We start from the raw sequence: 26,497 nt of genomic DNA, 5'->3' as shown, positions 1-26,497 counted from the left end.
GAGAGACGTTATTTCTAGCATCTATAGACCTTCTATCGATTTTCACGGGTACTCTACGACAATAGCATCACTGCGGTTCGTTAGATTTTGCTACCTATGCTGATTCCGCCATTTAAGGTGTGTCAGATTCGTTAGCCCTCTGCTCCACCCTACGAACTATCAAGAAACCGTCGTTTCCTCACCGTTTCCGAAGCGAATCACCCATACCGGGATCAGTTTAAGGCCATCCTCAATCGCAGACGGTCGATACGCTGGATATACATCTACAACCTCGCGGTTTGCACCAGCTACCTTCTGAATGAGTGCCTTCAGCTTGTCCCCACCAGGCAGCTTGACCGATTGTTTCGTCTCCGTACCTTCGTTCAGATACTCCAATGAACGCTCATAGCTCGATACGGTCTCCTGTCGCATTTCCATGTTGATCGTACCGAAGCGGAATTGCATCGAGTCCATAATCGGAAAGCTGCCGTAATACTGCTGGAACTGAAGCTGTGTTTTGTTATCCGCTGTCTCCAGCATTAGACGTGACCGTCCCTTCCAGCCCCCGTGCTGGTTGACAAAATCCACCGCGGACAAGGCATCCTTGGCCGCATCAATCTGTCCCGCAGGTGGTGCAGCTGGATCGGTGTAACTAATCCATCGCTGATCCTGCTTCACTTGCAAACTGCGTTTACTATCCGTGTAGATCTCTGACCCATCCTTTTCCCGGATATTCCGGGTCATGCTCGGGTCGAAGAACAAGCTACGTTGCATCTGTTCTACCGTAAACTGACTTGTCGGCATACTCGCCTCAATTGTCTCGATAGCTTCAGAAGGAATGTAATAACGGCCATCCATCAGCGTATAAGGCGTCCAGTTGCTGCCGAAGTCCACATGCTGCTGCACATCCTGTACCGTTAGGTCAGCCTGCGTAGCCTCGTAAACGACATCTCCCTTGGCGCTGAAGAATAGCGCATGCGCCTTGGTTTCATTTTTGGCGGTATAGATTGAAATTCGGTTAATCGTCTCTCCCTGGAAGAGGGAATCCGTGCCTAGTCGCATTACGCGCTGTAACAAAGCCACCGGAATGCCCTCCTTGAAGGACAGCTCGAAGCCAGGGTTGTCCTTCCGAATCTGATCCCAGTTCACAGACTGCACACTACGCCGCTGAAAATCATCAAACGTTCGTCCCTGTAACCGTGAGAAGATCAATTGATAGAACGTATTGCCTGGGTAAAACACAGTATGTTTATCCTCACCTAGATGAATAATCATCTGATCCGGAAAAATTAATTCCTCAATGTTACGCTCTTGACCCATATTCTCGGTCTTCACATAGTTCGTTTCAGATGTTACAACCGAATCCCCACCGCCTGGTAGACGGTAGATTAGAAAGTAGCTCTGTACTAGGCTGGCAACAACGAGTGTGGTAAGCACCAGTGATTTAATCCGTTCCTTCACGGTGCTCACCTCCTTCATCACGCATCGGCAATGTGAATGTTACGGTCGTGCCAACGTCCAGCTCCGATTCAAGCGTAATACTGCCGTCATGGGCTTTTACAATTTCCCGGGCAATGGATAACCCGAGTCCTGTTCCGCCCATACTACGCGAACGGGCCTTATCTACACGGTAAAACCGTTCAAATATACGATCCAAATCCCGCTGTGGGATGCCCATTCCCGTATCTGTTACTGAAATTGCGAGCGTCTGATCATTCGTTTTGCGTGCTGCAATCGTGATCGTACCACCCTCAAGCGTGTACTTCAGCGCATTGGACACAACATTATCGAGCACCTGATCAATCTGATCCCGATCCAGCGGTACCGCAGGAAGGTCACGTTCCACCGATAACACAGGCTGAATGTCCTTTTGATGCATCTGGAATGAGAAACGATCCGTCACTTCCTCCAGCATCTCCAGAATGTCGGTAGGTTGCTTCCGCAGGAGCGCCTCTTTGGAATCCAGTCTGGACAGGTGCAGCAGATCCGTTACAAGGCGGATCATTCGCTCCGTCTCATTCTGGATAACGCCAACGAATCGCCCAGCGAGCTGGGGATCTTCGAGTGCACCATCATCTAGCGCCTCGGCATAACTTTTAATGGTGGTCAGCGGCGTACGCAGTTCATGGGATACATTCGCCACGAATTCACGCCGGGACGCTTCCAGCTCTTCTTGTTCGGTGACATCCTGAAGCACTGCAATCGTTCCCGTAATCCCTAACTCACGTCTGTGAACAGGAGTAAACGTCATACGAATCACGACAGGCTCCTCCTGACCCGCAGGAGCGATCTGCAACAGGGTCGAACCTGTGAAGCCACTCGCCAGTGCTTCCGCGTCCTCAGGATCGATACCGAGCAACACTGCGAAGTGCCTGCCCTCAATATCTGCCGGACGCATTCCCAGAATGCTACTTGCACGGCGATTGACCAGAATGACTTTGCCATACTCGTCTGTCGCAACTACACCGTCACTCATGTTAGTCAGAATGGAGGTCAGCTTCTCTTTCTCCTCTTCGTTCTGAGAGAGTGCGTCACGCAGACGACTGGTCATATAGTTGAATGCGCGGCTGAGCTGGCCGATCTCATCTGTGCCGAATACAGGCGTCTGTTGGTCGAAGTTACCTTCAGCCACCGCTGTTGCCCGCCTCGTCACTTCCTTAATCGGTTGTGTAATCGTATGAGATAGAATGACGCCAAGCACCGCTGTTAACACAAGGGCAATGAGAATGCCCGAAATAAAAATCTTGTTAATGCCCTCCATAGTGGCATATAACTCATTCATCGATGCGGCAATATATACCGCACCAATGATCTTGCCGCCGGACAATACCGGCTTGGCAACCACCTTTTTGCGGACATTGTCCTCATCAACGATATATTCCTCATTATCTCGAATGCCCTGCAACGCACGGCTGACAACGGTCTGTGTATTTTTGCGTCCAACATAGTCCGAATGGGAGCTTAGCGAGGTGGTGAGCACCTTACCACTGGCATCCAGCACTTGAATCTCTGCCCCGTTAATGTTGAACAGATTGTTCACCAGCACGCGCAGATTTTCCGTTTTGTCCTCGCCAGCCTCCACTTCGCCACCAGCCATCGTCTCTCCCACTAGCACCGACAGCATCTCCGCTCTCGCCTGTAGATCCTCGGTGAAGTTACTTGTAAGAGAATTCTTCATCGCACTGACAAAGTAAACGCCAATCAATTGCATCGCAATTAGAATCAGCAGCACATATATGATAATTAGCTTCGCCTGAATCGTTCGGAAGAACGAAAATCGCGAGAATCGCCCCATTATATCCCCACGCTTTTGGGACTACGCACCAGATAACCTAATCCACGGCGCGTCAGAATCGTCTCCGGTTTGCTCGGATTCTCCTCAATCTTCTCACGCAGACGACGGATCGTTACATCCACAGTACGCACATCCCCGAAATATTCATATCCCCATACGGCCTGTAACAGATGTTCCCGTGTCATCACCTTGCCCGAATGCTTCGCCATGTAATAGAGAAGTTCATATTCACGGTGGGTCAGATCCAGCGGCTCTCCGCCTTTGTACGCTGTATACATGTCCATATCAAACGCCAAGTCGAACAGCCGCATAATCTGCTTCTCATCCTCTTGCGCTTCCGTCGTAGTAGCAGGCTTCTGTCTTCTACGCATCTGTGCCTTCACCCGTGCAAGCAGCTCTCTCGTGCTGAAAGGCTTCGTTACATAATCATCCGCACCCAGCTCCAAGCCAAGTACCTTATCAATCTCGCCATCCTTCGCGGTCAGCATAATGATCGGCATTTCCAGATGTGCACGCACCTCACGGCATACATCCATTCCATCCTTGCCTGGTAACATCAGATCGAGTAGCATGAGATCCGGTTTCTCGGCTAACGCCAGTTCGACAGCGCGAATTCCATCGAAAGCGCAGATGACCTCATATCCCTCTTTTTCTAAATTAAACTTCAGAATGTCTGCAATAGGCTGTTCATCGTCCACCACCAAAATCTTCCCCTGCATCGACTGTATTCACCCCTGTATCCTGCTTGATCCGCATATGCGGTCTATCTCTGTATATAAGTTGTTCTGTCATCATTGGTAGTTATGATCTTAGTTGTCCATCTTAGCTGTCTATCTATTAGGTTGAACATATATAGTTTATCATACCTGAACCAGCGTCACATCCCGATTGGCAATCGATTGGCGGGAAAATGAAATTTTTTTACAGTTCTGAAGTGCTCCATAGAAAAAAGGCCAGCCTAAGCTGACCTTTGTGACAAGGAAAATCCACATTTTGATACAAGCGTATCGCCGAATTTTCCTTGTATAACGACTAATTCAAGTATGTCATCGGATTCTCTGCCGTACCATTCTTAATAATCTCGAAGTGCAGATGTGTCCCTGTCGAGCGTCCAGTATTGCCCATTACACCAATGCTTTCGCCTTTTTCGACGATTTGTCCAACCTTAACACCAATGCTGTTCAGATGCCCGTATAATGTTTCGTACCCGTTACGATGGTTAATGATAATAACATTGCCATAACCGCTCTTCTGTCCTGCAAACGTTACTACACCTTCATCCGAGGATTTTACATCCCGGTTCCCTACGAGGTCTACACCTTTGTGCTGACGGCCCCAACGTTCACCGAAGCTGCTGCTCATCGTTGCGCTGGAGACAGGCCATGCGAACTCGCCTGTACCTTCACCGACTACTTTCGTACCACTAAGAACAACTTCGGTCACTGCTGACTTAACAACTTCCTGACCTAACCATTCTTCTTGAACGACTTCGCCATTTTCTTTCGTGATCCGATATTGCATGTTTTTCAGTCCGCTTTGACCTGGACGCACCACTTTAGTTGTCCCTGCTTTTAGCTCAGCACTTTTACGTACCTCAACCTGGGGTTTAATCTCGATCTGCTCAACAACTTGCTCGACCGATTTCACAGTAACCGCCGGTTTTGGAACCGTCAGTGTAAGCTCGTCTCCGATTTGCATAGACGTTTCTTTAATGCCAGGGTTATTTTTACGGATTTCGCTTTGAGTAAGCTCGTATTTGGCAGCAATAGAAGAGATGGTGTCTCCCTCTCGTACCACATAGGTTACAGGCGCGTCTTTACCGACCGTTAATGCTTTAACCGCCTCAGAGACATCCCATATTTTGTTTGGATCTGCTTTAACTGCATCCGTCTGCACATCTTCTTTGATATCAACGGATTTCAGGGTTGTACTCGGCCCTTCGGCTTTCTTCGAAGAGTTTGCCGATACCGACTTCGTTTTGAGCGAGCTACGCACAGCCGATGCCGATATGTATTTGCTCTGCACTTGTTCAAGAATCGCATCTGCTGTTGCTTGATCCTTCACAATGCCGATGACTTCACCGTTGACCTTCAGCTCCACGCCTTTAGCGTAAGCAGTAAGCATATCATCGAGTTTATTCAGCGTTTCATCACTGTTTATGTCCGGTTTGTATGCTTTTACCGTTTCAGTGGTAATGCCGTCCGTATTAAGAACCATTTCCGCTTGTGGATATTTATTTTGGTATTCTTCTGTTTTGTCTGCAAATAGTTGTTGTAACTGCGCTTCATCTGTAATGCTGCCAATAGCCTGTCCTTTGACGATCACGTTGTAATACGGAACCGTGTTGGCTGCAACATACTGTTTCCCTGCAAATCCGATCGATGCAGCAATAAACAATCCACATGCTGTGGTAATGATCCATTTGCGCGAGGCTTGAACGCGCTTCTGTTTAACACTGAAGTTGGACATGCTCATGTTGTTTTTGTCTTCGGCCGTCCGGTGTTCCCCGGATTGTTCGTGTTCCCGGTTTTTGCCCGGTTGGCGTATGCCTCTGAAACCTTTCATGATTCTCTCCTTTTCAGCACTTCTAGGCTCGCATTTCTGTCAAGACATCACCCATCGTGTATGCCTCATGTTTGTTGAACTATCTATCTGGGTGTCCGCAAATCAGGACTTTAGCAGCGCTCGTAAAAGTGTCAAAATTTTAACCTTTTGTCGCACCCGTATACTTTAACACAGGTTTTACACACATTTCAACTGTAGCCATCACAGCGCAAAGCCGCGTCCCGTCTGGTTTTCCTGTATTATCCATATGGTGGCAGGTCTTTCTGCCTTCATCTTTTGCCTTTACATTAAGAAAACTATGTACTTCCAACCAACTTTTATGACTAGGTTCTAAGACCCACCGAAATATGACTTCTCTTTCATAAAAACACAACCTGAAAATCCCTCGCCAGATGAACTCTGATAAGGGATTTTGTATAGTAACCTGCTATAGGATGCCTTAACTTCACGGCTATTTATGCCAAGTAATTTCTTCCACTATTCCATAAAATAGCGTCTTAATATGAAACACTACATTCAATTATATGACTAGAGCACTTACCTTGTTACATTTCTTATATATGCCAGCTCATATTCGCAGAATTGCCGCGAAAATCTCAGATTAAACGAGGAACATCCCCCGTTCTATCTTACTGATCACTCTGCTTGCAGCACTTCCATCAAATTATCATATTCTTCGCTGGTCAGATACTTCGAGATTACCTGCTCTATATCACGTAATTCCTGCTCGGTTAGTCCACCCTCCATAGCACCGGAGATCTGTTGCATTTCCTTCTGAGGTAACTTAGCCATCAGCAAGCTGAAAATTTTCTCCTTCTCCTCTAGCGGCAACTTATCCTTCACACCTGTAATGTCATCTGGAGATACAACAATTGAATCATTACCTGTTGGGGCAGTTCCATTAGAGCTTCCACCTGTTCCATTGCCGGAAGCGACACCATCTCCTGTACTACCTACAGAACCGCCTGTCGTCCCACCTACGCCTGCACTTTCATCTGAATTAGACTCATTTCCACTACTCTCACCCGAACCGGAACCAGTTGATGCATTGGGTTGGTCGCCACCTAGAGACACCTCAGTATCACGCTCTGTGCTCGCTGAATCGTCATCCGTGCCATTCCCCATCACCGAGGTGGCATTTTCCGGCACTTGTTCTTCTTCTGCCCCTGCTGGCTGATCTGGTGGTTCTGTCTCCGTCTTCTTGTCCTCTCCGGACTTGCCACCAAGCATACCTTGAAACATAGCTGCTAGCCCTAGCGGCTGACCCTCCCACTGAATATTAAAACTTGCAAGTAGCGATTTAGCGTAAGACTGTACGATTAGTCCGGTCGTTAATAGGGTCAGTGAACTGACCAACACAACGGTAAGCACCATTTTTACAAACCATTGAAGCAGCTTCATTTCCGATCTCTCCCTCCAATTTCCCACCCGTTCATCTGGCTTCACTCCGGGTCTGTCACTCTACTGTTAATCAGTATTGACGGAAATCTGGGGAATATAATCGGTTGTGACCATTATAGCTAGTTGAGTATACGAAAAAAAACCTCGGTGATCGCTAAATTAGCGACCACTGAGGCTTCAACAATGCTTATTCGTAAATTGGAAGTACTTGATTCGTTTGTTCACGGTTACGACCAACAGAGAAGATCGCAATTGGAATACCCGTGAGCTCAGATACACGTTTTACATAGTTCTGTGTGTTTACAGGCAGATCTTCAAGCTTCTTCGCTCCAGTGATATCCTCGCTCCAGCCTGGCATTTCTTCATATACTGCTTCACATTCTGCCAGCATTTTGAGGCTTGCAGGGTAGTGGGTGATAACCTCACCGCGATATTTGTAACCTGTGCAGATTTTAACCGTGTCCAGACCTGTCATAACGTCCAGTGAGTTCAAGGACAACCCTGTAATACCGCTGACACGACGAGCGTGGCGAACAACAACGCTGTCGAACCAACCTACACGGCGCGGACGTCCAGTTACCGTACCGTACTCGTGTCCAGTTTCACGAATTTGGTCACCAATCGCATCATGCAGCTCTGTTGGGAATGGGCCATCGCCTACACGCGTTGTGTATGCCTTAGCTACCCCAATAACTTGCTGAATGCGGGCTGGACCTACACCAGAACCGATACATACGCCGCCTGCGGATGGATTGGATGAAGTTACGAACGGATATGTTCCTTGATCCAGATCAAGCATCACGCCTTGTGCGCCTTCAAACAATACTTTTTTGTCCTCATCGATATATTCATTGAGCACAACAGATGTATCACGTACGTAAGGACGCAGGATCTCTGCATATCCCAGGTAATCTTTCAGAATCTCTTCCACATCAACAGGTTGACCGTTGTATACCTGCTCGATGATGCGGTTTTTCTCTTTAACCAGATGACGCAGCTTCAGTTCGAAATCTTCCGCATCAAGCAGATCAACCATCCGAATGCCGATCCGAGCTGATTTGTCCATGTAAGCTGGGCCAATACCTTTACCGGTTGTACCGATTTTGTTTGGACCTTTGCTCTCTTCTTCCAGTGCATCCAATACCATGTGGTATGGCAGGATGATATGTGCGCGTTCACTGATGGACAGGTTCTTCGTTGTGAAGTCATTATCATGAATGTAATTAATTTCTTCAATAAGTGCCTTCGGATTGATTACCATACCGTTACCGATTACACATGCCTTATCCGTGTAGAAAATACCCGATGGAATCATCGTTAGTTTATATTTTTTGTTGTCGATCAGAATCGTGTGCCCTGCATTGTTACCACCTTGGTAACGTGCAACCACGTCTGCCGTTTCTGCTAAATAGTCCGTAATCTTACCTTTTCCTTCGTCTCCCCATTGCGTTCCCACTACAACTACCGTTGACATAGTACATACCTCCGTGGGTGCCTTGCGCACCTTTGTATTGGTCTGTCCGTCCTCTATCTCGGCAGGAATTTAAGTGACAAACACCGGCGGAGAAGCGTGCTAACGGACAGTGAAAATCCCCTTCAATTTACATCCGAAGGAAGGTTTTCGCTGCTTTAACGCAGCAGTATTAGTGTACCAGTACCCTTTTTCAAAGTCAAATCAAATAGCGAACAATTAGATATAGTAAAACCATAATGTTCGGAATTTACGCTATATTTCGACGCAAAAAACCGGCGAAGCCAGTCAAATCATGTCTGACGGCTAACCCCGGTTCCTTATCGTGCGTGTTCAAGCACTACATGGCGAAGGCGTCATTGTGTGCCCTCTCGTAGTTTACGAATTTATTAAAGTTCTTCAGGAACACTAATTCCACCGTACCAACCGGACCATTACGCTGTTTAGCAATAATAATCTCGATAATATTTTTCTTCTCGGTTTCCTGATTATAGTAGTCATCCCGGTACAGGAACGCTACGATGTCAGCATCTTGCTCGATCGATCCTGATTCCCGCAAGTCACTCATCATCGGACGTTTATCCTGACGTTGCTCTACGCCCCGGCTTAGCTGAGACAAGGCAATAACCGGAACTTCAAGTTCACGGCCAATCTGTTTCAATGTACGTGAAATCTCGGATACCTCTTGTTGACGGTTCTCCCCTGCTTTACCACGTCCACTAATGAGTTGCAAATAGTCGATTAGAATCATGCCAAGGCCTTTTTCCTTTTTGAGACGACGGCATTTGGCACGAATATCGGCCACCGTAATCCCTGGCGTATCATCGATATAGATATCTGCTTCGTTTAACGCAGCGATGCCCATCGTGAGCTTCTGCCAGTCCTCATCACCTTTGAATTCACCCGTACGCAGAACTCCCGCATCCAGGTTGGCTTCCGCACAGATCATCCGTTGTACGAGCTGTGCGGCTGACATCTCCAGACTGAAGATGGCTACCGTCTCTTGCGCCCGAATGCCTACATTCTGAGCGATATTCAAGGCAAAGGCTGTCTTACCTACCGAAGGACGCGCGGCTACAATAATCAAGTCACTACGCTGGAATCCGGCAGTCATTTTGTCGAGATCGATAAATCCGGACGGAATTCCCGTCGTGGTTCCACGGTTTTGATGCAGCGTCTCGACTTTGTCGAATACCTCCATCAGTACATCCTGAATGGCGATAAAACCGCTACTGGAACGGCGGTTAGAGATCTCCAAAATGCGTCGCTCTGCTTCACCAAGCATCGCAGCAACATCTTCACCGCCAGTATAGCCTTCGCTAACAATTTGCGTAGCTGTACGAATCAAGCGTCGCAGCATCGATTTCTCTTCGATAATCTGCGCATAATAGTCTACGTTCGCGGCTGTAGGTACACCATGAGCCAGCTTCGCTAGATAACTGACGCCGCCGATGTCCTCCAGCTCGCCTTTGTCCTTCAGAAGCGAAGTCAGTGTCACGAGGTCAATCGGTTGATTTCCCTCACCCAGCTGAATCATCGCTTCAAAAATTAGTTGATGGGGCTTGTCATAGAAATCCTCGGTTTGCACCCGTTCCATCGCTGTAATCAGAGCTTCGCCCTGCAACAGGATTGCACCCAGCACAGCCTGTTCGGCTTCCAGGTTCTGTGGGGGAATCCGGTCGAATAACATTTCGCCGCCCATCTTATTCCTCCGTTACTTGTACCTTCAAGGTTGCCTTCACTTCAGGGTGAATCTTGACAGATACTTGCGTTACACCAAGAGTACGAATAGGCTCGTCCAACTCAATTTTACGCTTATCGATTTTCAGACCTTTAGCTGCAAGAGCTTCTGCGATCTGTTTAGATGTAATTGCACCGAACAGACGGCCACCTTCGCCGGACTTCGCTTTAAGCTCCGTCACTTCTGATTCGAGTTTTTTGCCTAACGCTTCTGCTTCTGCCTTCTCTTCCTGTTTGCGTCTCTCTTCAGCCGCATTTTGGTTGTCCAGCGTCTTCATGTTTCCGTCTGTTGCTAGACGAGCAATTCCCCGTGGTAACAAGAAGTTCTGAGCATAACCTTCAGATACTTCCTTCACTTGCCCTTTCTTGCCTTGACCCTTCATATCTTTTATAAAAATGACCTTCATTCGAACAGCCCCTCTTCCTTTTCGATTTCAGCAAGTACGTTCATCAGCCGTTTTTCTGCCTCTCCCAACGTACCTTCTAGCTGTACAGCAGCATTCGTTAAATGTCCGCCACCGCCAAGTTTCTCCATTACGACCTGTACATTCATTCGTCCCAGCGATCTAGCACTGATGCCAATTAACCCATCCGGCCGCTCACTGATCACAAACGATGCAACAACGTCGGTCATATTAAGCAATGTGTCCGCCACTTGGGCGATCATCATCTGTGAGATCTTGCTGCCAGGGTCGGTGACCGCCAGCGCAATGTTCCCGTATACCATTTTAGCATGCTTTATGATTTCTGCCTTAGCAATATATTCTGACAGATCCTCTTTCATCAAACGTTGGATCATGATGGTGTCTGCACCACTTCGACGTAAAAAGCCTGCTGCCTCGAATGTACGTGAACCTGTATGCAATGCAAAATGCTTCGTGTCCACGGTAATTCCCGCTAACAATGCTGTTGCTTCAAGTGGTGTAAATTGCACCTTGTCATGGATATATTGTAACAGCTCAGTCACTAGTTCCGCAGCCGATGAAGCGTATGGTTCCAGGTAGATGAGTACCGCATCATTAATAAATTCTTCTCCGCGGCGATGATGATCTACAACCACCACACGCGTAGCTGCTTGCACTAGTTTCGGCTCCATCGTCATCGAAGCTTTGTGCGTATCCACAACGACAAGCAACGTATGCTCGGTCATCATCTGTGTTGCTTGTTCAGGCGATACAAATGCTTTGGACAGCTTCTCATCCTTGTTCACTTGCTCCATCATGCGTTCAATGGATGGATTCGGTCCGTCCAGGACAATCCGTGCTTCCACATTATATAAACTAGCTGCCTTCCATACACCAATGGATGCACCGATTGCATCCATATCCGGCATTTTATGCCCCATAACAAGCACACGGTCACTCTCTTGCATCAGATCACGCAGTGCATGAGCAATGACCCTAGCCCTTACTCGTGTGCGTTTCTCAACAGCATTCGATTTACCACCATAGAAGGACAAGCGCTGTCCGGACTTCACAGCGGCCTGATCACCACCGCGACCAAGTGCCATATCAAGACTTGATTGAGCAAGCTCTCCCATTTCTCCAATGCTATCCGATCCAAAAGCAAGACCGATACTAAGCGTCATGGGAACTTTGAGGTCAGCAGTCATTTCACGGACTTCATCCAAAATAACAAACCGGCTTTGCTCCAATTCTTGCAACGACTTATAGTTTAGCATCATAAGATACCGATCCGAGGACAAGCGCCGCAAATACACTTCATAACGCTTAGCCCAGGATGTGATCTCGCTTGTTACACGAGCGATTAACGCAGTGCGCTGCTGATCATCCATGCCTTGTGCTGCTTCATCAAGATTATCGAGCACCAGGATACCCAGTGCCATACGTTCATTTTCATATTTATCGCGGAGAATAGCGAGCTCTGTTATTTCGTAGACATACACATACCGCTCCTGCGGATTATGAATTACGCCGTAATACCGATCATCCAACTGGAATTCGTCATGGAGTTCCCTCGTTAGTTCCTTGCTTCCATCCTTCTTTTCTTTTGGCTGAGGAAGATTGGGAAACAAGTTTTGGAGGGGATTACCTACCATCGTTTTCTCATGGAACATATCTGCAATGAAGCGATTATGCCACTCTACCGTACGATCCTCACTGTACAACACAATGCCGAATGGAAGCATACCTACGGCTTCGCCTTCCATTCGTTTGATCCGAATAGACAGTCCATTAATGTAGTCATTCAATTCTCGGCGGAACGCTAGCTCCGCCTTAATCATGACGATCCCCAGCGCCGAAGCCAGAAGTAGACTAACCAAACCAAGCGTCCAGTTATAAATGGTCACCAACATAACTAGCAGTAGCAGCATTATGAACGCCCATACGGTATAGTAGCCGTGCCAGCGTTTCTTCAGAAATTTAGGCAAGACTCATCACCCTAACGTTTTGGTTTCGTTATTGCTTCGCGAAGCGGGAACACCAGATCAATAACTCCGATAATTCGTAGCGGACCAATGAAGAAGACCGCAGCCGCAAGTAAATACGGTATAACTGGATTCCACTTTTTCGCATGTGACAGGAAGAAGAAGAAGCCGATCGCTTGAATCATGAAGCCAAGATTAATGAGTGGCGACAAGTTGGCCGCAATCATCGACCAATACGACCCATCATTCTCGCTAGACATGAGCGTGAAGATCAGTGCAAGGAAGTAATACCATATCAAGGCACGCGGCATACGCCATTCACGCGCTGGTGGGAAATTAGCTACACTTACACCCATGACATTCAGAATTGGACGTGCAATGAGATGTGTAATGAGCGACATCACAAGTGCAGTCACTACAAGAGCGAACGGAATTAAGAGCTGCGTTCGTCTAGCCACATCTTCCGTCATTTCAGGCGTCCATACGAATCCATTGACCAGTCCATCCGAAGCAGTCAGTGGCTCCGTAGCAAGTTTCACCATATTCTCAATGTACTCATACAGGTTGAACTGGAACAGAACGCTCCCGATCAGCAACATCAACAAGTATTCAGCTAATATTGCACCAGTACCCACCAAGAAAGTATACAGGGCTGACTTCCCTTTCTTGATTGCATTCCCCATAATGATTGCTGGCACCGTAAACACAACTAAGAATAGGAGATACAACGGTTCAATCATGAATAATATTATGGCGACTGGGATGAGATGCACAACAAACGATTTAACAGATAGGTACGCATACAGAATCACACCTGGTACGAGCATGAAAAATACTGTGAGCACCGATAAAGGCGTTATAAGCGATAGTAACAAGAGCAGAAATACAACGCTCCAAATAACTGATTTAAAGCTAAAATTCAACAAATTCACCTCTTACGCATATGATCTTCAAGCGCGGATATGTCTTGGTACCAATCTTCCAATTGGTGACCTTCCGATTTGTGCTTTTTCAACTTTTCCACAAGCAGTGCATCCAGATCCTTGAAAGGAATACCGAGCCTGCGGCCCAATATGTAACTACTCATCATCAGACTGGCTAGACTGTCTCCGATCCGGGAAGTACTACCTTCCCATAAGGCTTTGAACAATCGAGACACTTGGTCAAGTACTTCGGTTTTCAGCCACTCAATCACTTTAGCGCGTTTGGCTACATCCAGTTCTTTAGGCATATTGGCGAAAGTCACTCTCCCCGAAAAAGCTTTATTCTCCATTATAACATAAAAAGGGGGGCTACAAAATGTTCCCCATGCGAAGGGCATTACCCACCTTTTTCTGCTCTCCCACTGTTTAACATGGTACTGAGCGGCTCTGATTATCCCTGTGCCAGTAACGTTTTTAATTTCTTATTTTGCCTTCATGGATTCCTTAGCTACAATGCCTTCACAATATTCTATGATCTGGCTACGACGGACAATGCCTATAAAGCGTTCCATATCATCGACGACAGGTACAAAGTTCTGAACCTTAGCCAGGTTAATAAGATCCTCCATATTGGCATTAATGGATACAGGCTTAATATCTAGGCGAAGTGGTACTTCCTTAAGGAGAAATTTTGAAGCGTTTTCAAATGTGATCTTTCCCTCGGCATTCTTCATGTACCACAATAGATCACCCTCAGTGACCGTACCTATATATTTGCCTTCCTTATTCAAAATGGGCACCGCTGTGAAGCGATGATACTCCATTCGTTCCAATGTTTGCCGCAGAGTAGAATCCGATGTTACACACGTAACCTCTTGCTTAGGCAGCAAAAAAAATGCGATGTTCATACCCTAACGTATCCCCCTCATGAATTTCGACTTTCAACTAATCCTCAACCCATATTATACGTTTCAAAACGTAAGATGTTCCAAAAGGTCTCGTCGCTCTTCTGAAAAAGAAAAAAACAGCAGCCCGCAAATAAACGACGTACTGCTGATTATGATCAGGCCTCTGTATGGAATTCGTTACTCGATCTGCTGCCGGTCTGGTATCATCAAGGCACCGGCTGGGGTCGATTCATCCATCCAGTTGGTAATCAGCTCTTTGGCATATTGGACGTCTTTCTCATCCGCTTTGCCATAGTAGATTCCGTCTTTGCGCATACCTTCACCAAGGATCGTGAAGCTAGAAATTTGTGGCTTCTCTTGTGTCAGCACCTGTTTTGCTAGATCAACAATAAAGGATGGACGCATATCTGTCTGGAAGTTGTCTCCCATAATCTCCAATAACTCTGGAATCTTGCCGATTGAATTAAGATTAAGCATTTTGTTCGCCATCGCGTTCAGGAATATCTGCTGCCGCTTGGTACGATTAAAGTCACTGTCCTCACGATATCGAACATAATACAGTGCTTCTTGACCGTCATAGATCGGTTTACCGCCTTCAATAGTGAATTGCACATGATCGGGATGTTTATTGACAATATCCTCTTCAATCGGCAACTCTACCCCACCAAGCGCGTCTACAACCCTTTTGATTCCGTCAAAATTAATGGTGGCGTAGTATCCTACATCTGCATTCAAGAATTTCTCCACCGTATTGATGGACATATTCTCCCCTCCGAACGCGTAGGCATGCGCAATTTTGTCATAATCGTCTTCCCCATCCTTATTCGCATCACGACCCACAATCTGCACATACGTGTCACGTGGAATCGAAACGAGAAGCACACGGGATTCCTTTGGACGAACAACCGCGTAGATGACCGTATCGGAACGGCCCCTTGTTTTCTCATACGCGCGTTTATCCGAACCGAGCAGAAGTACGGAAAATGGCTCTTTACGGTACACGGTCGGATCTGGCGTATTATTCCCTTCCTGCGGAACATAGGAACGAGACAACTGATCTTCAACTGAATTGGCCAGGAAAAGATCAAATGCAGCTACGGCAAGCTGCTGACGAAACAAATACCCGCCAATCAACAAAACCACGAGCGAAACGAGAGTTATATATAGACCTTTTCTTCTTTTCTTCTTCTTTTCATTAGTTCTTCTTGTCATCCATCGATTCCTTCTTCACTATAAAAATGAATTGCCTACATACCATTAAACGCGCCCAACGACTTATGACTCGGCGTTCTCTAATGTTTTCTCTATATCAATTCTGAACACCGCTAACGCTCGTTCTATTGTAAACATTGCTACATAAGTAAAAGTTACAATCCGGTTAAATTGAAAAGAACAGCCCCGTATATAAATTGCATAAAGGAACTGTTCTGATCATTAGATGTTATATTGAAACTCAGAAAACTCAATCATAAACTTGCCTAAGAGAGATCTACAGCGCTCCCCTTTTCTCTATTCCGCAGAACTCCTGTAATCAATGCTGCTACCAGTGTTAACACACTGAAAATAACCGCTGACCAGAACAGGCCGTTGTATCCTTGACCTGTTGTCACGTGGAGAGCCTGCAATATCGTTTCCCGAATGCCAGGGTCAGGAATCTGTGATAACCCCTCCGTCAGACTTGAGACATCACTACCTGACGCTCCACCTGAGGTATATTGCCCAAGCATCTCAGGAGGCACTTGTATTCCCTGATCAGCAAAACCATCCTGAATGTTGGTTCCCAGGTTAGAGAACGAGCGCGCCAGAAACCCTGCAAAGATCGTAGGGGCAATGGCCATCGCCATCTGGCGGAATAACGAGCTGGTTGCCACGGCAATCCCTTTATTGTTCTCACCTGCCTGTTCCGTCACAAGCACGTTTACTGGAGCACCCAGCATCATACCAAACCCGATACCTACAAGCGTACTCGCGATAACGAACTGCCAGATATGCTCAACCCATAACGGGAATAGCAGGAATCCAATTGCCGATAGAAGCCCTGCCACAGATAACGTCCAAATTGGTCCTTTCTTATCCACCAAATAACCGCCGCCTCCTGCCCCAATCCCTGAAGCCAGCGCAAGTGGTGTAAACCAATAACCTGAGGCGGTGTTAGACACACCCAGATACTGCTCTACGAAGCCAGGAATGAAGATGACCGAAGCTAGAATAGCGCCTGAGAAAAAGGCGATGAGCAGTGTCCAGCGGAAGGACGCAATGCCCAGCAACTGTGTGGACACAACCGGTTCACGTCCTGATCCTTCGAGCCTTCTCTCAAGAAAGTAGAATACGATCAGCACAACTACACCTACCAGGAAAAATCCATAAAACATCGGTGAACCTAAGCTTTGCAGCATATTTACGCCATCCAAATTACTGAAGCTGTACATGAGACTGAGCACACCAAGGGTTAGAACAGCAATCCCGCTCCAGTCCACTGCCGCACGGTTCAATTCCTGTTCATCCTGAATATAACGGATACCCGCGATGAACAACAGGATCGCAATCGGTACATTGATGAGAAACAACCAGTGCCAATTCCCTGTCATATCCAAAATAAAAGCACCAATGTTTGGCCCCAAGATGGCAGCAACCCCATTCATACCTCCTAACAAGCCCAATGCTGTGCCTTGGCGCTCTGCTGGAAACTTACTGAGCACATAGGAGCTTGCAATGATGAAGATCCCTCCACCGCCTAATGCCTGAATAACACGAGCAACGAGAAAGAACGTAAACGACGTACTTAATGCCACGAGTAAAGACCCAATGCCAAATAAAGCTACTTCAATAAGAAATAACTTCTTACGACCATAGCGGTCTGAAAGTTTACCTGCGATAGGCACACTTACAGCAAGACCGAGAGTATATAACGTAATCGTCCATGCACCCCAAGTTGGTGATACCCCAAATGAGGCATTCAACGTCGTTAGAGACGATGTGATAATCCCATTATCCAGAGCCGCCATAAATACCCCGACCGCAAACAGAATTAACGGCCATTTCATTTGTTTCTGCATCTCGTGTTACCTCCCGATCACATCATAATTTTGCGATAGATAAACGGACATTATTAAACGCACACAAACTGAACTGATACATCTATATTAAACACTTAAGAACAATTATGACTCACTGGTCATTTTAAATCAAACCCATTTGTTATGTCAATTTATAAATATATAGTTGCAAGTGATATAACACCCTTAAATAAAAAATACCGCCCAACGATTCCTTAGAATCAGAGGGCGGTACTCATGTTTTATAACGTGCGTCTCATTTTATCTGTATAGACGACTGTGGATGATGATGAAGATCAAGTTGATCTCGTCAATGACCTCGCCTGAATTACTTCATCAGATGACGATTGAGGAATTTCTCAATCGCTCTATACAGATCCAACTGGTTTTCTACATTGGCGAAGCCATGACCTTCATTTGTTTTTAACATATAAGGCACATCTACCCCGCGCTCACGCAGCGCTTCAACAATCTGGTCTGATTCAGCCTGTTTAACACGTGGGTCATTCGCTCCTTGAACGACGAACAAAGGCGCCTTCATCTGATCAATATGGAACAATGGCGAGATCGCCGTAAGCAGCTCCTTATCCTTCTCTGGGTCACCTACACGCTCATAGAACATGTTGCGCTCTGATTCCCAATAAGGTGGCAGTGAGTCCAGCAAAGTGAAGATGTTGGAAGGACCAACATAGCTGATTCCAGCAGCATATACGTCTGGAGTGAACGCCAGACCAGCCAAGGCAGCATATCCACCATAAGATGCTCCGTAGATCGCTACTCGGTCCGCATCAACGGTTCCTTCTTCAATCAACCAATTTACTCCGTCTGTAATGTCGTTCTGCATGTCTTTGCCCCACTGTTTATTGCCTGCATCCAGGAATTCCTTACCGTAACCTGTAGATCCACGGAAGTTCACCTGCAGCACAGCGTAGCCTCGACTAGCGAGGAATTGGATCTCAGGGTTATACCCCCATGAATCACGAGCCCAAGGTCCACCATGTGGCACCACGACCAATGGTAACTGGGAAGCCTCGACTCCCTTCGGCAATGTCAGATATCCATGGATGGTCAATCCATCACGTGATTTGTACGAGATTGGTTTCATGTCGGACATTTTGTCCTCATCAATCCATGGGGCAGCATCGGCCAGCTTATCCAGCTTGCCTGTTACCGAATCATAGAAGTAGTACGTGCCCATCGACTTGTCGCTATAGGAAATAAATAATACCTGGCCTTCTTCACTGATACTGGACAGGCTAATCTCTTTGCCTGGAACCTTAGCCTTGATGTCTTCCATCAGCTTTTTGAATTCAGCATCAAAAAATTCATAGTTTACTTTATCCGTTTCGTATACAGCTGCAAGAATTTTACCTTTGGCTTTGGATGGCACAAAACTATTAACATCTACGTCTTTGTTTTCAAAGATCGTTTTGGTTACTTGCTTAGTGCTAGGGCTATACTCAACAATTGCTGATTTGTCCCGATCCAAGTTAGAGATTGCGTAGATATTTTTGTTATCGTACGTGAACATAACTGGCGCAAAAGTCTCTCCCAGCTTTGTTGTTAACAACGGCTCAAATGGCTTATCTTCAGAATCACGATACATCAATGAAGAGACATTGCCGTCACTGGATACAGCCACACGGATTTTGCCCTCATGGTCTGTCAGCCAGCCCGTAATATTACCTGGGTTCTCTGCAGCAAGAGTGGCCTCACCTGTATTGATATTGATGCGATATACATCGAAAATCTGAGGATCACGTTTATTCATTGCCACCAGAATTTCATCCGGCACACCTTCGAGCGGATCGATTAGACTCGCTCTGGTGTTAGGATAGGGTGTGAGATCCTTATTGTTTTTACCATCAATATCCGTTACATAGATGTGGTAGTTCTCATCTCCTGCAGCATCTTTGATGTAGAGCAGCTTATTATCAGTTGCCCATCCAAATCCCATGATGCTCCGTTCAGACTCGCTCGTCACCCGAACAGACTTGTCCTGTCCATTCTCCTTAACCACGATGTTCATACGGTTATTCCACGGCTCCAAGTAAGCAAGATGTTTACCATCTGGAGACATTTGGAATCCTGCCTGAGCAGGCTGTTTGAAGAAGTCCTCTAGCGGTGTAAGACCCTCAGACTTCACATCTAGACCTAGTGCAAGATAAAGCGCATCAGCGAATTCCCCATGAGTTACAGATTGTTTGGCATTAAATGCTGAGCCTTCAATGATAAAATGTTGCTTGATCCGCACAGCATCTTCCACATGAACCGCCGGGATCTGTTTCATATCGCTGTATACAACTTGAATCCCGTTGTCTTTTAATTCAAATGCCCGAGTAAACAACGAGGCCATCTGTGCCCGTGTCAGTGGTGCATCTGGAGCATAACCTTTCGCTTTTCCTTGAATCAGCCCGCTTTGCTTCAGCGCATAAATTGCCGGTGCCGCCTCATCGCTCGCTGATACGTCCGCAAAACCAGTAAGTGAAGCTGGAGCATCCAATTTAAGTACACGCTGTAAAATGACTGCTGCCTCTGCTCGAGTAATCGGCGTGTTTGATTCTACTGTACCGTCTATGTATCCCAGTTGTTGTAACGTTTGTGTTGCTTTTGAAGCGATTGTTTCTGCAACGGTTGCTGTAGGTTTAACAGCTTCCGCAGCTTGTACTGCAGGCTGAATCAGAGCAATAGACATAGCCATGCTCAGCGTTAATGCATATACCTTCTTGCTAATCGAGTTCAATTCATTTCCCCCTTATAAGTGAAATTCATAATATTATGGAATATTCCGTAAATCCATATTATCATGATCAAGCTTATATTGGAAAGAACGCCCATCTGACATCGCCGGTTGGTAGATAGACATCCGAGTTCCCGTTGCATGGTTATATGGTATGTTACTGTGATCCAGCAAACCCGTAGTTGAACAACTTCTTCGTTTCCACAAAGCGTCCTTCCCGGCTTTCGGAACCAAATACAACCGAAATCAATCGTTTACCATTGCGCTCCGTTGTTCCAACAAAGTGGTACCCTGAATCCTCGTCATATCCTGTCTTCAATCCATCATTGCCATCATAAGCATATGGGCCACCTAGGGAGGACAACATCCAATTCGTATTGCTCATATACATGCCTCGCTGATGGATGGACACCTGCATCTGACTGGAGGTCTCTAAAATCTGTGGGTAGTTGGTAATGAGATATTTAGCTAATTTACATGCATCTATAGCTGTCATCACGGTCTGCCCTTGAATCGCTTCAGGACGGTTGGGACCCAGCAGCTTCTCGCTCAATCCAGTTGAATTCGTAAATACGGTCGTGTCTGATAATCCAATGGCCGCAGCTCTCTTATTCATCGCAGACACAAAGTTTTGTTCTGATCCGCTGATATATTCAGCGAGTGCAACGGCCGCATCATTTGCAGAGTACACGGCTACAATCTGAAACAACTCACGCACCGTGAACTGTTCCCCTTGCTTCAATGCTAGATGACTTCCACCAACCGAGCTTGCATACAAGCTAATCGTAACAGAATCTTCCCAATGGATATCTCCGTTTGTGATCGCATCGAGAACAAGCAACTCGGTCATTAACTTACTGACCCCTGCCGGAGCTGTTCCTTCTGAACCATTAAAGTCCAGCAAGATCTGCTCTGTTCGCATATCCATCAGCACAGCAGACTCTGCTTTGATCCCTGGTTTGCCTACTAACATGTCTGGTTTAACACCCAAATATATAATAATGAGCAGAGCTAACAGCATTCCTGCACGTTTCCACCACTTTTTCATCATGAATTCACCTCTTACCTATATAGACGAAGTGAAGAGGCATTTTGTCTGCACTTTTTTGAAAAAAAGTTAAATTTTTTTTATTTTTTTGTCATCAAATAAAAACATGGATTCCTACACCCATGCCAGAGTGTAGAAATCCATGTTTAGATGGTTCATTTTATAACATCCTAGAAGAATGATTCATAGATTTAAGCACCGAAAGTTACGAAGGACCCCAATCCTTAATCGATGTTAAATCATTGTAAAAGTAACCTTTACTTCTAATCGTGGCACTTTAGATCATGCACGACTTTAGATTTACTCAGCTACGACAGCTTTGTCTGCATTAACAGCCAATTCATGCAAGTATACGCCAGTACCGTCACCAATTGCGTAGTTCATTACACGTTTGTTAACAGGTACTACAACTGCACGATACAGTGTTGGGAATACAGGAACTTCATCAACCATGTACTGCTGCCATTCGTTGTAAATCTCTTTACGCTTGTCTACATCGAATGCTTCAGCGGATACACCTGCTGCCAGCAATCTGTCGTTTTCTTCGCTAGAGAATCTAGGGAAGTTATACAGTGCGTCGCGGCCATACAATCCAGAAGGATCTACGTCGATACCAACGCCCCATGCTGCTTGATATACATCAATGTTAGGATCATCTTTACCTGTGTTACCTACGCGGTCATAGAAGCTGTTGAACTCAACCATTTCAAGGTTTACTTTCAGACCGATTGCTGCCCAAGATTGAACATAGTAACGTGCCAGTGGTTCAGCTGTGTCGCCACCTGTCATAGATACGAAGTTAATTTCGAGTGGGGAACCGTCCGGATTGGTACGGAATTCACCATCTAATTTGTATCCAGCTTCGTCGAGCAATTTTTTCGCAGCTTCAGGGTCATAAGCAACACCTGGGTTGTTAGAATCGTGGAACTCAGGGTGAGATGGTGGAATCAGAGTTGTTGCATTCCAACGCAAACCGTTATAGAAACGTTTACCAACCTGATCATTATCTACAGCCATCCACATTGCTTTACGCAAGTTTTTGTCGCCCATTTTAGCATCTGCATTACTTACAACTTTACCATTGTCAGCATCCCATGTACCCAGTTTGAAACCGATGTACGTGTAAGCACGGTCGATCGTACCAAGGAATTCTACGTTAGACATGTCCGCATTGTCTTTATATTGATCTGTCGGGAACGCATCTACGAGGTCTACGCCGCCAGATTTCAATTCTTGAACAACCGTTGTTGGGTTAATAACTTTCAAAGTTACTTTATCCAACTTCGGAGCTCCACGCCAGTAATCTTCGTTCTTCACATAAGTTACTGACTCACCTGGAGTAATGGTTTCAACTTTAAATGGACCGAAACCAATTGGCGTTTCACGTACTTCTTTGGAAGAAGACATTTTCGCTACTTCCATATCACCGAAGATATGTTTAGCGAGTGGGTAAGTCCACACACCACCTGTCAACAGGGAAGGCGTGGATTCTTTATACGTAATGCTGATTTGTTTCTCACTCAGCACTTTAATACCAGAGATTGTATCTGCAGTACCCGCATGGAACTCGTCCATACCTACTACACTTGTGAAGTTGGAATCGTAACGAGGACCATCATAGTCTTTGCTACCAATAGTTTCATAAGCAAACTGCAGATCTTCAGCTGTTACAGGCTTGCCATCATGCCAGTTTACGTTATCACGAATCGTCAGTGTGAACGTTTTGCCATCTTCGGATGTTTCGTATGTTGCTGCACCATCATTAGTGTATACATAGTCTTTGTCCCAATCTAGCAAACCTTCATCAAACCATCCAAGAACTTTGGAGTCCGGGTTACCAGAATAGAAGTTAAAGTTTAATGTACCTTCAAAAGCCGTATCGGAAACGAGACCATAGGTGATTGATCCGCCTTCAATCGCTGTGCCTTCATTTGTTTTAACATTGTTGAAATCTTCAATGGAGTAAACGCCCTCTTCATTAGCAGGCTTTTCTTCCGTCTTCTCTTCCCCTTGATTAGCCGTAGGCGCTGGAGTTGCTTCTTTCTCTGAGCTACATGCTGCAAGCACCAGTACGAAGACCAACATCATTGTGAAAAATATACCCCGTGAAAAAAATCCTTTTTTCATGAACCTTTCCTCCCTTTTTTTAACCTCTTCTTTGTCTTGCATCAGTCGCACGCTTCAGGGCTTGTCCGACATTATTTATACTCAACATCAATACTAAGATTAGTAGTGACGCAGGTAGCCATATCCACCATCTAAATTCCAACGTTTGCGGATTACGAGCATAGCTTACGAGTGTTCCAAGACTAGGTGTACTTTCTGGGAAACCAAACCCCAGGAAAGACAACCCGGATTCGAGGCCAATGTTGGCAGCGAGGTTCAACGTCATCGTTACGATAATTATCGAACTTAGATTGGGAAGAACCTGTGAGAAGATAATCTTCACATGGGATGATCCCAATGTTTTTGACGCTTTTACATATTCTAGTTCACGCTCCTGCAATGCCTTAGACCGGATCAGCCTAGCAATCCCCATCCATAGGAAGGCAGTCATAATTAGCGAGAACGAAATAATATTATATTTGGGTACTGCTGTAACAAACGCGATAACGATCATCATAAACGGAAGAACCATGAAGAAATCAACAATACGCATGAATATATTATCAACTAATCCTCCGAAGTAACCGGATAGGATACCGACCACGATTCCCAATAACCCTGTCATTAGCGTAACCAGGATTGCAATCGTTAGTGAGTTACGTGTACCGATGATTAGTTGTCCGAATACATCACGACCTCCGTAGTCAGTTCCGAGCCAATATTGCGCAGAAGGCGGCTCATACAAGGCGAACAAATCTACTTTTACGATTTCATCTTGATCCAAGAGCAGTGCTGTTCCATATACCAGTAATAAGACGACTCCCAAAAATATGAGCGAGATTAATGCAATCTTATCTCGGACAATTTCCCTCCACAATATGTTTAGGCTGGAGGGGCTTTTATCAATCTTCTGTGAAGTTATAACGACATCATTGGCCTTGCTCATCTTATTCACCCCGAAATCTTCAAGTTCTTACTTAATCCGAATACGCGGATCTACCAATCCCAGAATAATGTCAGACAACAATGATCCTAGAATTGTAGCTATACCAAATAGTAGGACAAGCGCTGTTACAACACTGAAATCTCGAAGAGAGATTGAGGTCAGGAACAACTGCCCCATGCCCGGATAACTGAATATACTCTCAATGAAAATCGTTCCTCCGATAAGCCCCGTAATCTCATAACCGAAGAATGCGGCGATCGGCAGTAGAGAGTTTCTCAAAATATGTCTGTTGTACACTCGTGATTCCGAGGCACCCTTGGCTCTAGCAGTAAGAACAAATTCTTTATGCTTGATATCAATAATTTCACTACGCAAGTACTGAACAGTTGATACTGTAGTAATCAATGCCATTGATAATGCCGGTAATAACAAATGATAGAACTTGCTTGCAATGTACTCGAATGTTCCTGGTGTAAGTCCAGGTGCTACGCTACCTCCCGTCGGAAATAAGCCAAAGTGGAAACCAAAAATCCACAACATAACGAGTGCAAAAATAAATAATGGTGCTGCAAAACCTAGATAGGTATAACCCGTAATTAATCGGTCAGACCATGTATCATTATAACGACCACTGATAATACCAAGTGGAATCGCAATTAAATACGTGAATACAAGTGTTGCAAACGCGAGCCAGAACGTATTCGCTATACGTTGACCAATGAGATCCATAACTGGCATTTTAAATCGGAAGGATTGTCCAAAATCACCTTGTGCGGCATTTCTGATCCAGTCCCAATACTGCACATACCATGGATTATTAAGGCCAAGTCGTTCCCGCTGTTCATCCAGCGCTTTCGGATCAATGCTTGGATCAAGCAAACCGGTTAGTGCATCCCCTGGCATCGCCTTGGCCATCAAGAAGACCAAAAGACTAAGCAAAAAGATCTGAGGGATCATAATCATGATTCTTCGTACTATTATTTTCCACATGGTCTTCAACCTTTCTGAGGTAGAGCTACTCGGTGAGTATTAGAAATGGATTGGAGCGAGTATGCAAGCCCTTCCTCATCAAAGAAGTTTCGATATGAATTCTCGTACTCTGACTTGACCATTTTACGAAAGGCAACCATTTCCTCCCGTTTGCTTGGATCCATATCCGGAATAGCTGCAATAAGACGTTTGGTATAGATATGCTGTGGGTTCTCAAAAATATCATCTGTTGTTCCCTGCTCCACATATCGACCTTTATACATAATCCCAATCTGATCACACATATGCCTTATGATCCCGAGATCATGGCTAATGAACAGATAGGTCAGATTCAATTCCTTTTGAATATCCTGCATGAAGTTCAGCACCTGGGCTTGTACCGATACGTCCAGTGCGGATACAGGCTCATCAGCAATGATCAGTTTCGGCTTCAAGGCGATTGCTCGCGCAATTCCGATCCGCTGACGTTGACCACCCGAGAATTCATGTGGATATTTGTAGATGGATTCAGGACTAAGCCCGACCTTCTCTAGTAATTCTCTTACTTGTTTTTTCTCTTCCGTAGCCGTCAGTCGCTCGTAGTTACGGAGTGGCTCGGCAATGATATCAATAACCCGCTTCTTCGGATTAAGGGAAGAGTACGGATCCTGGAAAATCATTTGCACATCGCGCTGAAGCTGCCGATCTTTACGACGTTCTGTGGCTAGATTTTTGCCATTAAACATGACCTTGCCCGCTGTTACGTGATTCAGACCGATAATGGCTCTTCCTGTCGTCGTTTTACCAGAACCAGATTCCCCGACAAGTCCATAGGTTTGTCCTTGTTCGATGGAGAAGCTAACATCATCAACTGCTTTGATACTTCCAATCTCGCGCTTGAGCAAGCCACCACGAATCGGAAAATGTATTTTGAGTCCTTCTACTTCTAGTAGTGCCATTA

Annotated in this window: 20 protein-coding genes; all 20 read right to left on the bottom strand. The window is 45.8% G+C overall.

Annotated elements, in window-relative coordinates; genetic code table 11:
- Positions 1 to 159 precede the first annotated feature (159 nt).
- The 20 genes from M3636_RS15370 to M3636_RS15275 all read right to left on the bottom strand — a co-directional run bounded on the left by M3636_RS15370 (position 160) and on the right by M3636_RS15275 (position 26,495).
- Positions 160 to 1,440 carry a YycH family regulatory protein gene (locus M3636_RS15370; protein WP_056697497.1) on the bottom strand — a complete coding sequence of 427 codons (1,281 nt, stop codon included), beginning with the start codon at positions 1,438 to 1,440 and terminating at the stop codon, positions 160 to 162.
- Complete coding sequence (walK, locus tag M3636_RS15365) at positions 1,424 to 3,274, bottom strand: cell wall metabolism sensor histidine kinase WalK (RefSeq protein ID WP_128104209.1); 1,851 nt, start codon at positions 3,272 to 3,274, stop codon at positions 1,424 to 1,426. Before walK ends, M3636_RS15370 begins: the two co-directional genes overlap by 17 nt.
- Complete coding sequence (gene yycF, locus M3636_RS15360) at positions 3,274 to 3,993, bottom strand: response regulator YycF (protein WP_145410159.1); 720 nt, start codon at positions 3,991 to 3,993, stop codon at positions 3,274 to 3,276. The genes walK and yycF overlap by 1 nt, the downstream gene beginning before the upstream one ends.
- A 313-nt stretch (positions 3,994 to 4,306) precedes the next feature.
- The gene (locus tag M3636_RS15355; RefSeq protein ID WP_128104211.1) at positions 4,307 to 5,839 is read right to left on the bottom strand and encodes a M23 family metallopeptidase; all 1,533 of its coding nucleotides are present in this window, start codon (positions 5,837 to 5,839) and stop codon (positions 4,307 to 4,309) included.
- Positions 5,840 to 6,475: 636 nt separating this feature from the next.
- Complete coding sequence (locus tag M3636_RS15350) at positions 6,476 to 7,240, bottom strand: hypothetical protein (RefSeq protein WP_251383104.1); 765 nt, start codon at positions 7,238 to 7,240, stop codon at positions 6,476 to 6,478.
- A 187-nt stretch (positions 7,241 to 7,427) separates the two neighbouring features.
- Positions 7,428 to 8,714 carry an adenylosuccinate synthase gene (locus M3636_RS15345; RefSeq protein WP_128104213.1) on the bottom strand — a complete coding sequence of 429 codons (1,287 nt, stop codon included), beginning with the start codon at positions 8,712 to 8,714 and terminating at the stop codon, positions 7,428 to 7,430.
- Positions 8,715 to 9,051: 337 nt separating this feature from the next.
- Positions 9,052 to 10,413 carry a replicative DNA helicase gene (dnaB, locus tag M3636_RS15340; protein ID WP_128104214.1) on the bottom strand — a complete coding sequence of 454 codons (1,362 nt, stop codon included), beginning with the start codon at positions 10,411 to 10,413 and terminating at the stop codon, positions 9,052 to 9,054.
- 1 nt (position 10,414) lies between these two features.
- Entirely contained in the window at positions 10,415 to 10,858 is a 444-nt protein-coding gene (gene rplI / locus M3636_RS15335) for a 50S ribosomal protein L9 (protein ID WP_128104215.1), read from the bottom strand.
- Entirely contained in the window at positions 10,855 to 12,843 is a 1,989-nt protein-coding gene (locus M3636_RS15330; protein WP_145410162.1) for a DHH family phosphoesterase, read from the bottom strand. Before M3636_RS15330 ends, rplI begins: the two co-directional genes overlap by 4 nt.
- Before the next feature lie 11 nt (positions 12,844 to 12,854).
- Positions 12,855 to 13,772, bottom strand: a complete 918-nt coding sequence (locus tag M3636_RS15325) for a DUF2232 domain-containing protein (RefSeq protein WP_251383103.1) — start codon at positions 13,770 to 13,772, stop codon at positions 12,855 to 12,857.
- On the bottom strand, positions 13,769 to 14,071 hold the full coding sequence (locus M3636_RS15320) for a MazG-like family protein (RefSeq protein WP_056697513.1): 303 nt from the start codon (positions 14,069 to 14,071) through the stop codon (positions 13,769 to 13,771). The genes M3636_RS15325 and M3636_RS15320 overlap by 4 nt, the downstream gene beginning before the upstream one ends.
- Positions 14,072 to 14,245: 174 nt before the next feature.
- Positions 14,246 to 14,671, bottom strand: a complete 426-nt coding sequence (locus M3636_RS15315; RefSeq protein WP_056697515.1) for a CBS domain-containing protein — start codon at positions 14,669 to 14,671, stop codon at positions 14,246 to 14,248.
- 177 nt (positions 14,672 to 14,848) lie between these two features.
- Entirely contained in the window at positions 14,849 to 15,883 is a 1,035-nt protein-coding gene (locus M3636_RS15310) for an LCP family protein (RefSeq protein ID WP_145410164.1), read from the bottom strand.
- A gap of 266 nt (positions 15,884 to 16,149) precedes the next feature.
- Positions 16,150 to 17,727: an MFS transporter gene (locus M3636_RS15305; RefSeq protein WP_251383102.1), complete on the bottom strand. Its 1,578-nt coding sequence runs from the start codon at positions 17,725 to 17,727 to the stop codon at positions 16,150 to 16,152.
- Positions 17,728 to 18,055: 328 nt separating this feature from the next.
- Positions 18,056 to 20,470, bottom strand: coding sequence for a S9 family peptidase (locus M3636_RS15300; RefSeq protein ID WP_251383101.1), 2,415 nt, complete (start codon positions 20,468 to 20,470; stop codon positions 18,056 to 18,058).
- 154 nt (positions 20,471 to 20,624) lie between these two features.
- Positions 20,625 to 21,518 carry a D-alanyl-D-alanine carboxypeptidase family protein gene (locus M3636_RS15295; protein WP_128104220.1) on the bottom strand — a complete coding sequence of 298 codons (894 nt, stop codon included), beginning with the start codon at positions 21,516 to 21,518 and terminating at the stop codon, positions 20,625 to 20,627.
- A gap of 297 nt (positions 21,519 to 21,815) precedes the next feature.
- On the bottom strand, positions 21,816 to 23,642 hold the full coding sequence (locus M3636_RS15290) for an oligopeptide ABC transporter substrate-binding protein (protein WP_145410167.1): 1,827 nt from the start codon (positions 23,640 to 23,642) through the stop codon (positions 21,816 to 21,818).
- A gap of 19 nt (positions 23,643 to 23,661) precedes the next feature.
- Entirely contained in the window at positions 23,662 to 24,567 is a 906-nt protein-coding gene (locus M3636_RS15285) for an ABC transporter permease (RefSeq protein ID WP_128104222.1), read from the bottom strand.
- Positions 24,568 to 24,594: 27 nt separating this feature from the next.
- Positions 24,595 to 25,557: an oligopeptide ABC transporter permease gene (gene opp4B / locus M3636_RS15280; protein WP_056697529.1), complete on the bottom strand. Its 963-nt coding sequence runs from the start codon at positions 25,555 to 25,557 to the stop codon at positions 24,595 to 24,597.
- Between the two features lie 5 nt (positions 25,558 to 25,562).
- On the bottom strand, positions 25,563 to 26,495 hold the full coding sequence (locus tag M3636_RS15275; protein WP_145045103.1) for an ABC transporter ATP-binding protein: 933 nt from the start codon (positions 26,493 to 26,495) through the stop codon (positions 25,563 to 25,565).
- Positions 26,496 to 26,497: the final 2 nt, after the last annotated feature.

This window comes from Paenibacillus sp. MER 99-2, from assembly GCF_023714095.1.
Classification (GTDB): Bacteria; Bacillota; Bacilli; order Paenibacillales; family Paenibacillaceae; genus Paenibacillus.
Note: the sequence above shows the minus strand (reverse complement) of the source record. Positions and strands in the feature narration are given on the sequence as shown.

What these genes read in the sequence shown, in the direction of transcription:
- M3636_RS15345 (WP_128104213.1), bottom strand. Translation starts at nt 8,714, where the DNA reads ATGTCAACGGTAGTTGTAGTGGGAACGCAATGGGGAGACGAAGGAAAA.
- M3636_RS15305 (WP_251383102.1), bottom strand. Translation starts at nt 17,727, where the DNA reads ATGCAGAAACAAATGAAATGGCCGTTAATTCTGTTTGCGGTCGGGGTA.
- M3636_RS15315 (WP_056697515.1), bottom strand. Translation starts at nt 14,671, where the DNA reads ATGAACATCGCATTTTTTTTGCTGCCTAAGCAAGAGGTTACGTGTGTA.
- dnaB (WP_128104214.1), bottom strand. Translation starts at nt 10,413, where the DNA reads ATGGGCGGCGAAATGTTATTCGACCGGATTCCCCCACAGAACCTGGAA.
- M3636_RS15320 (WP_056697513.1), bottom strand. Translation starts at nt 14,071, where the DNA reads ATGCCTAAAGAACTGGATGTAGCCAAACGCGCTAAAGTGATTGAGTGG.
- opp4B (WP_056697529.1), bottom strand. Translation starts at nt 25,557, where the DNA reads ATGTGGAAAATAATAGTACGAAGAATCATGATTATGATCCCTCAGATC.
- M3636_RS15355 (WP_128104211.1), bottom strand. Translation starts at nt 5,839, where the DNA reads ATGAAAGGTTTCAGAGGCATACGCCAACCGGGCAAAAACCGGGAACAC.
- M3636_RS15290 (WP_145410167.1), bottom strand. Translation starts at nt 23,642, where the DNA reads ATGAAAAAAGGATTTTTTTCACGGGGTATATTTTTCACAATGATGTTG.
- M3636_RS15295 (WP_128104220.1), bottom strand. Translation starts at nt 21,518, where the DNA reads ATGATGAAAAAGTGGTGGAAACGTGCAGGAATGCTGTTAGCTCTGCTC.
- rplI (WP_128104215.1), bottom strand. Translation starts at nt 10,858, where the DNA reads ATGAAGGTCATTTTTATAAAAGATATGAAGGGTCAAGGCAAGAAAGGG.
- M3636_RS15285 (WP_128104222.1), bottom strand. Translation starts at nt 24,567, where the DNA reads ATGAGCAAGGCCAATGATGTCGTTATAACTTCACAGAAGATTGATAAA.
- walK (WP_128104209.1), bottom strand. Translation starts at nt 3,274, where the DNA reads ATGGGGCGATTCTCGCGATTTTCGTTCTTCCGAACGATTCAGGCGAAG.
- yycF (WP_145410159.1), bottom strand. Translation starts at nt 3,993, where the DNA reads ATGCAGGGGAAGATTTTGGTGGTGGACGATGAACAGCCTATTGCAGAC.
- M3636_RS15310 (WP_145410164.1), bottom strand. Translation starts at nt 15,883, where the DNA reads ATGACAAGAAGAACTAATGAAAAGAAGAAGAAAAGAAGAAAAGGTCTA.
- M3636_RS15350 (WP_251383104.1), bottom strand. Translation starts at nt 7,240, where the DNA reads ATGAAGCTGCTTCAATGGTTTGTAAAAATGGTGCTTACCGTTGTGTTG.
- M3636_RS15275 (WP_145045103.1), bottom strand. Translation starts at nt 26,495, where the DNA reads ATGGCACTACTAGAAGTAGAAGGACTCAAAATACATTTTCCGATTCGT.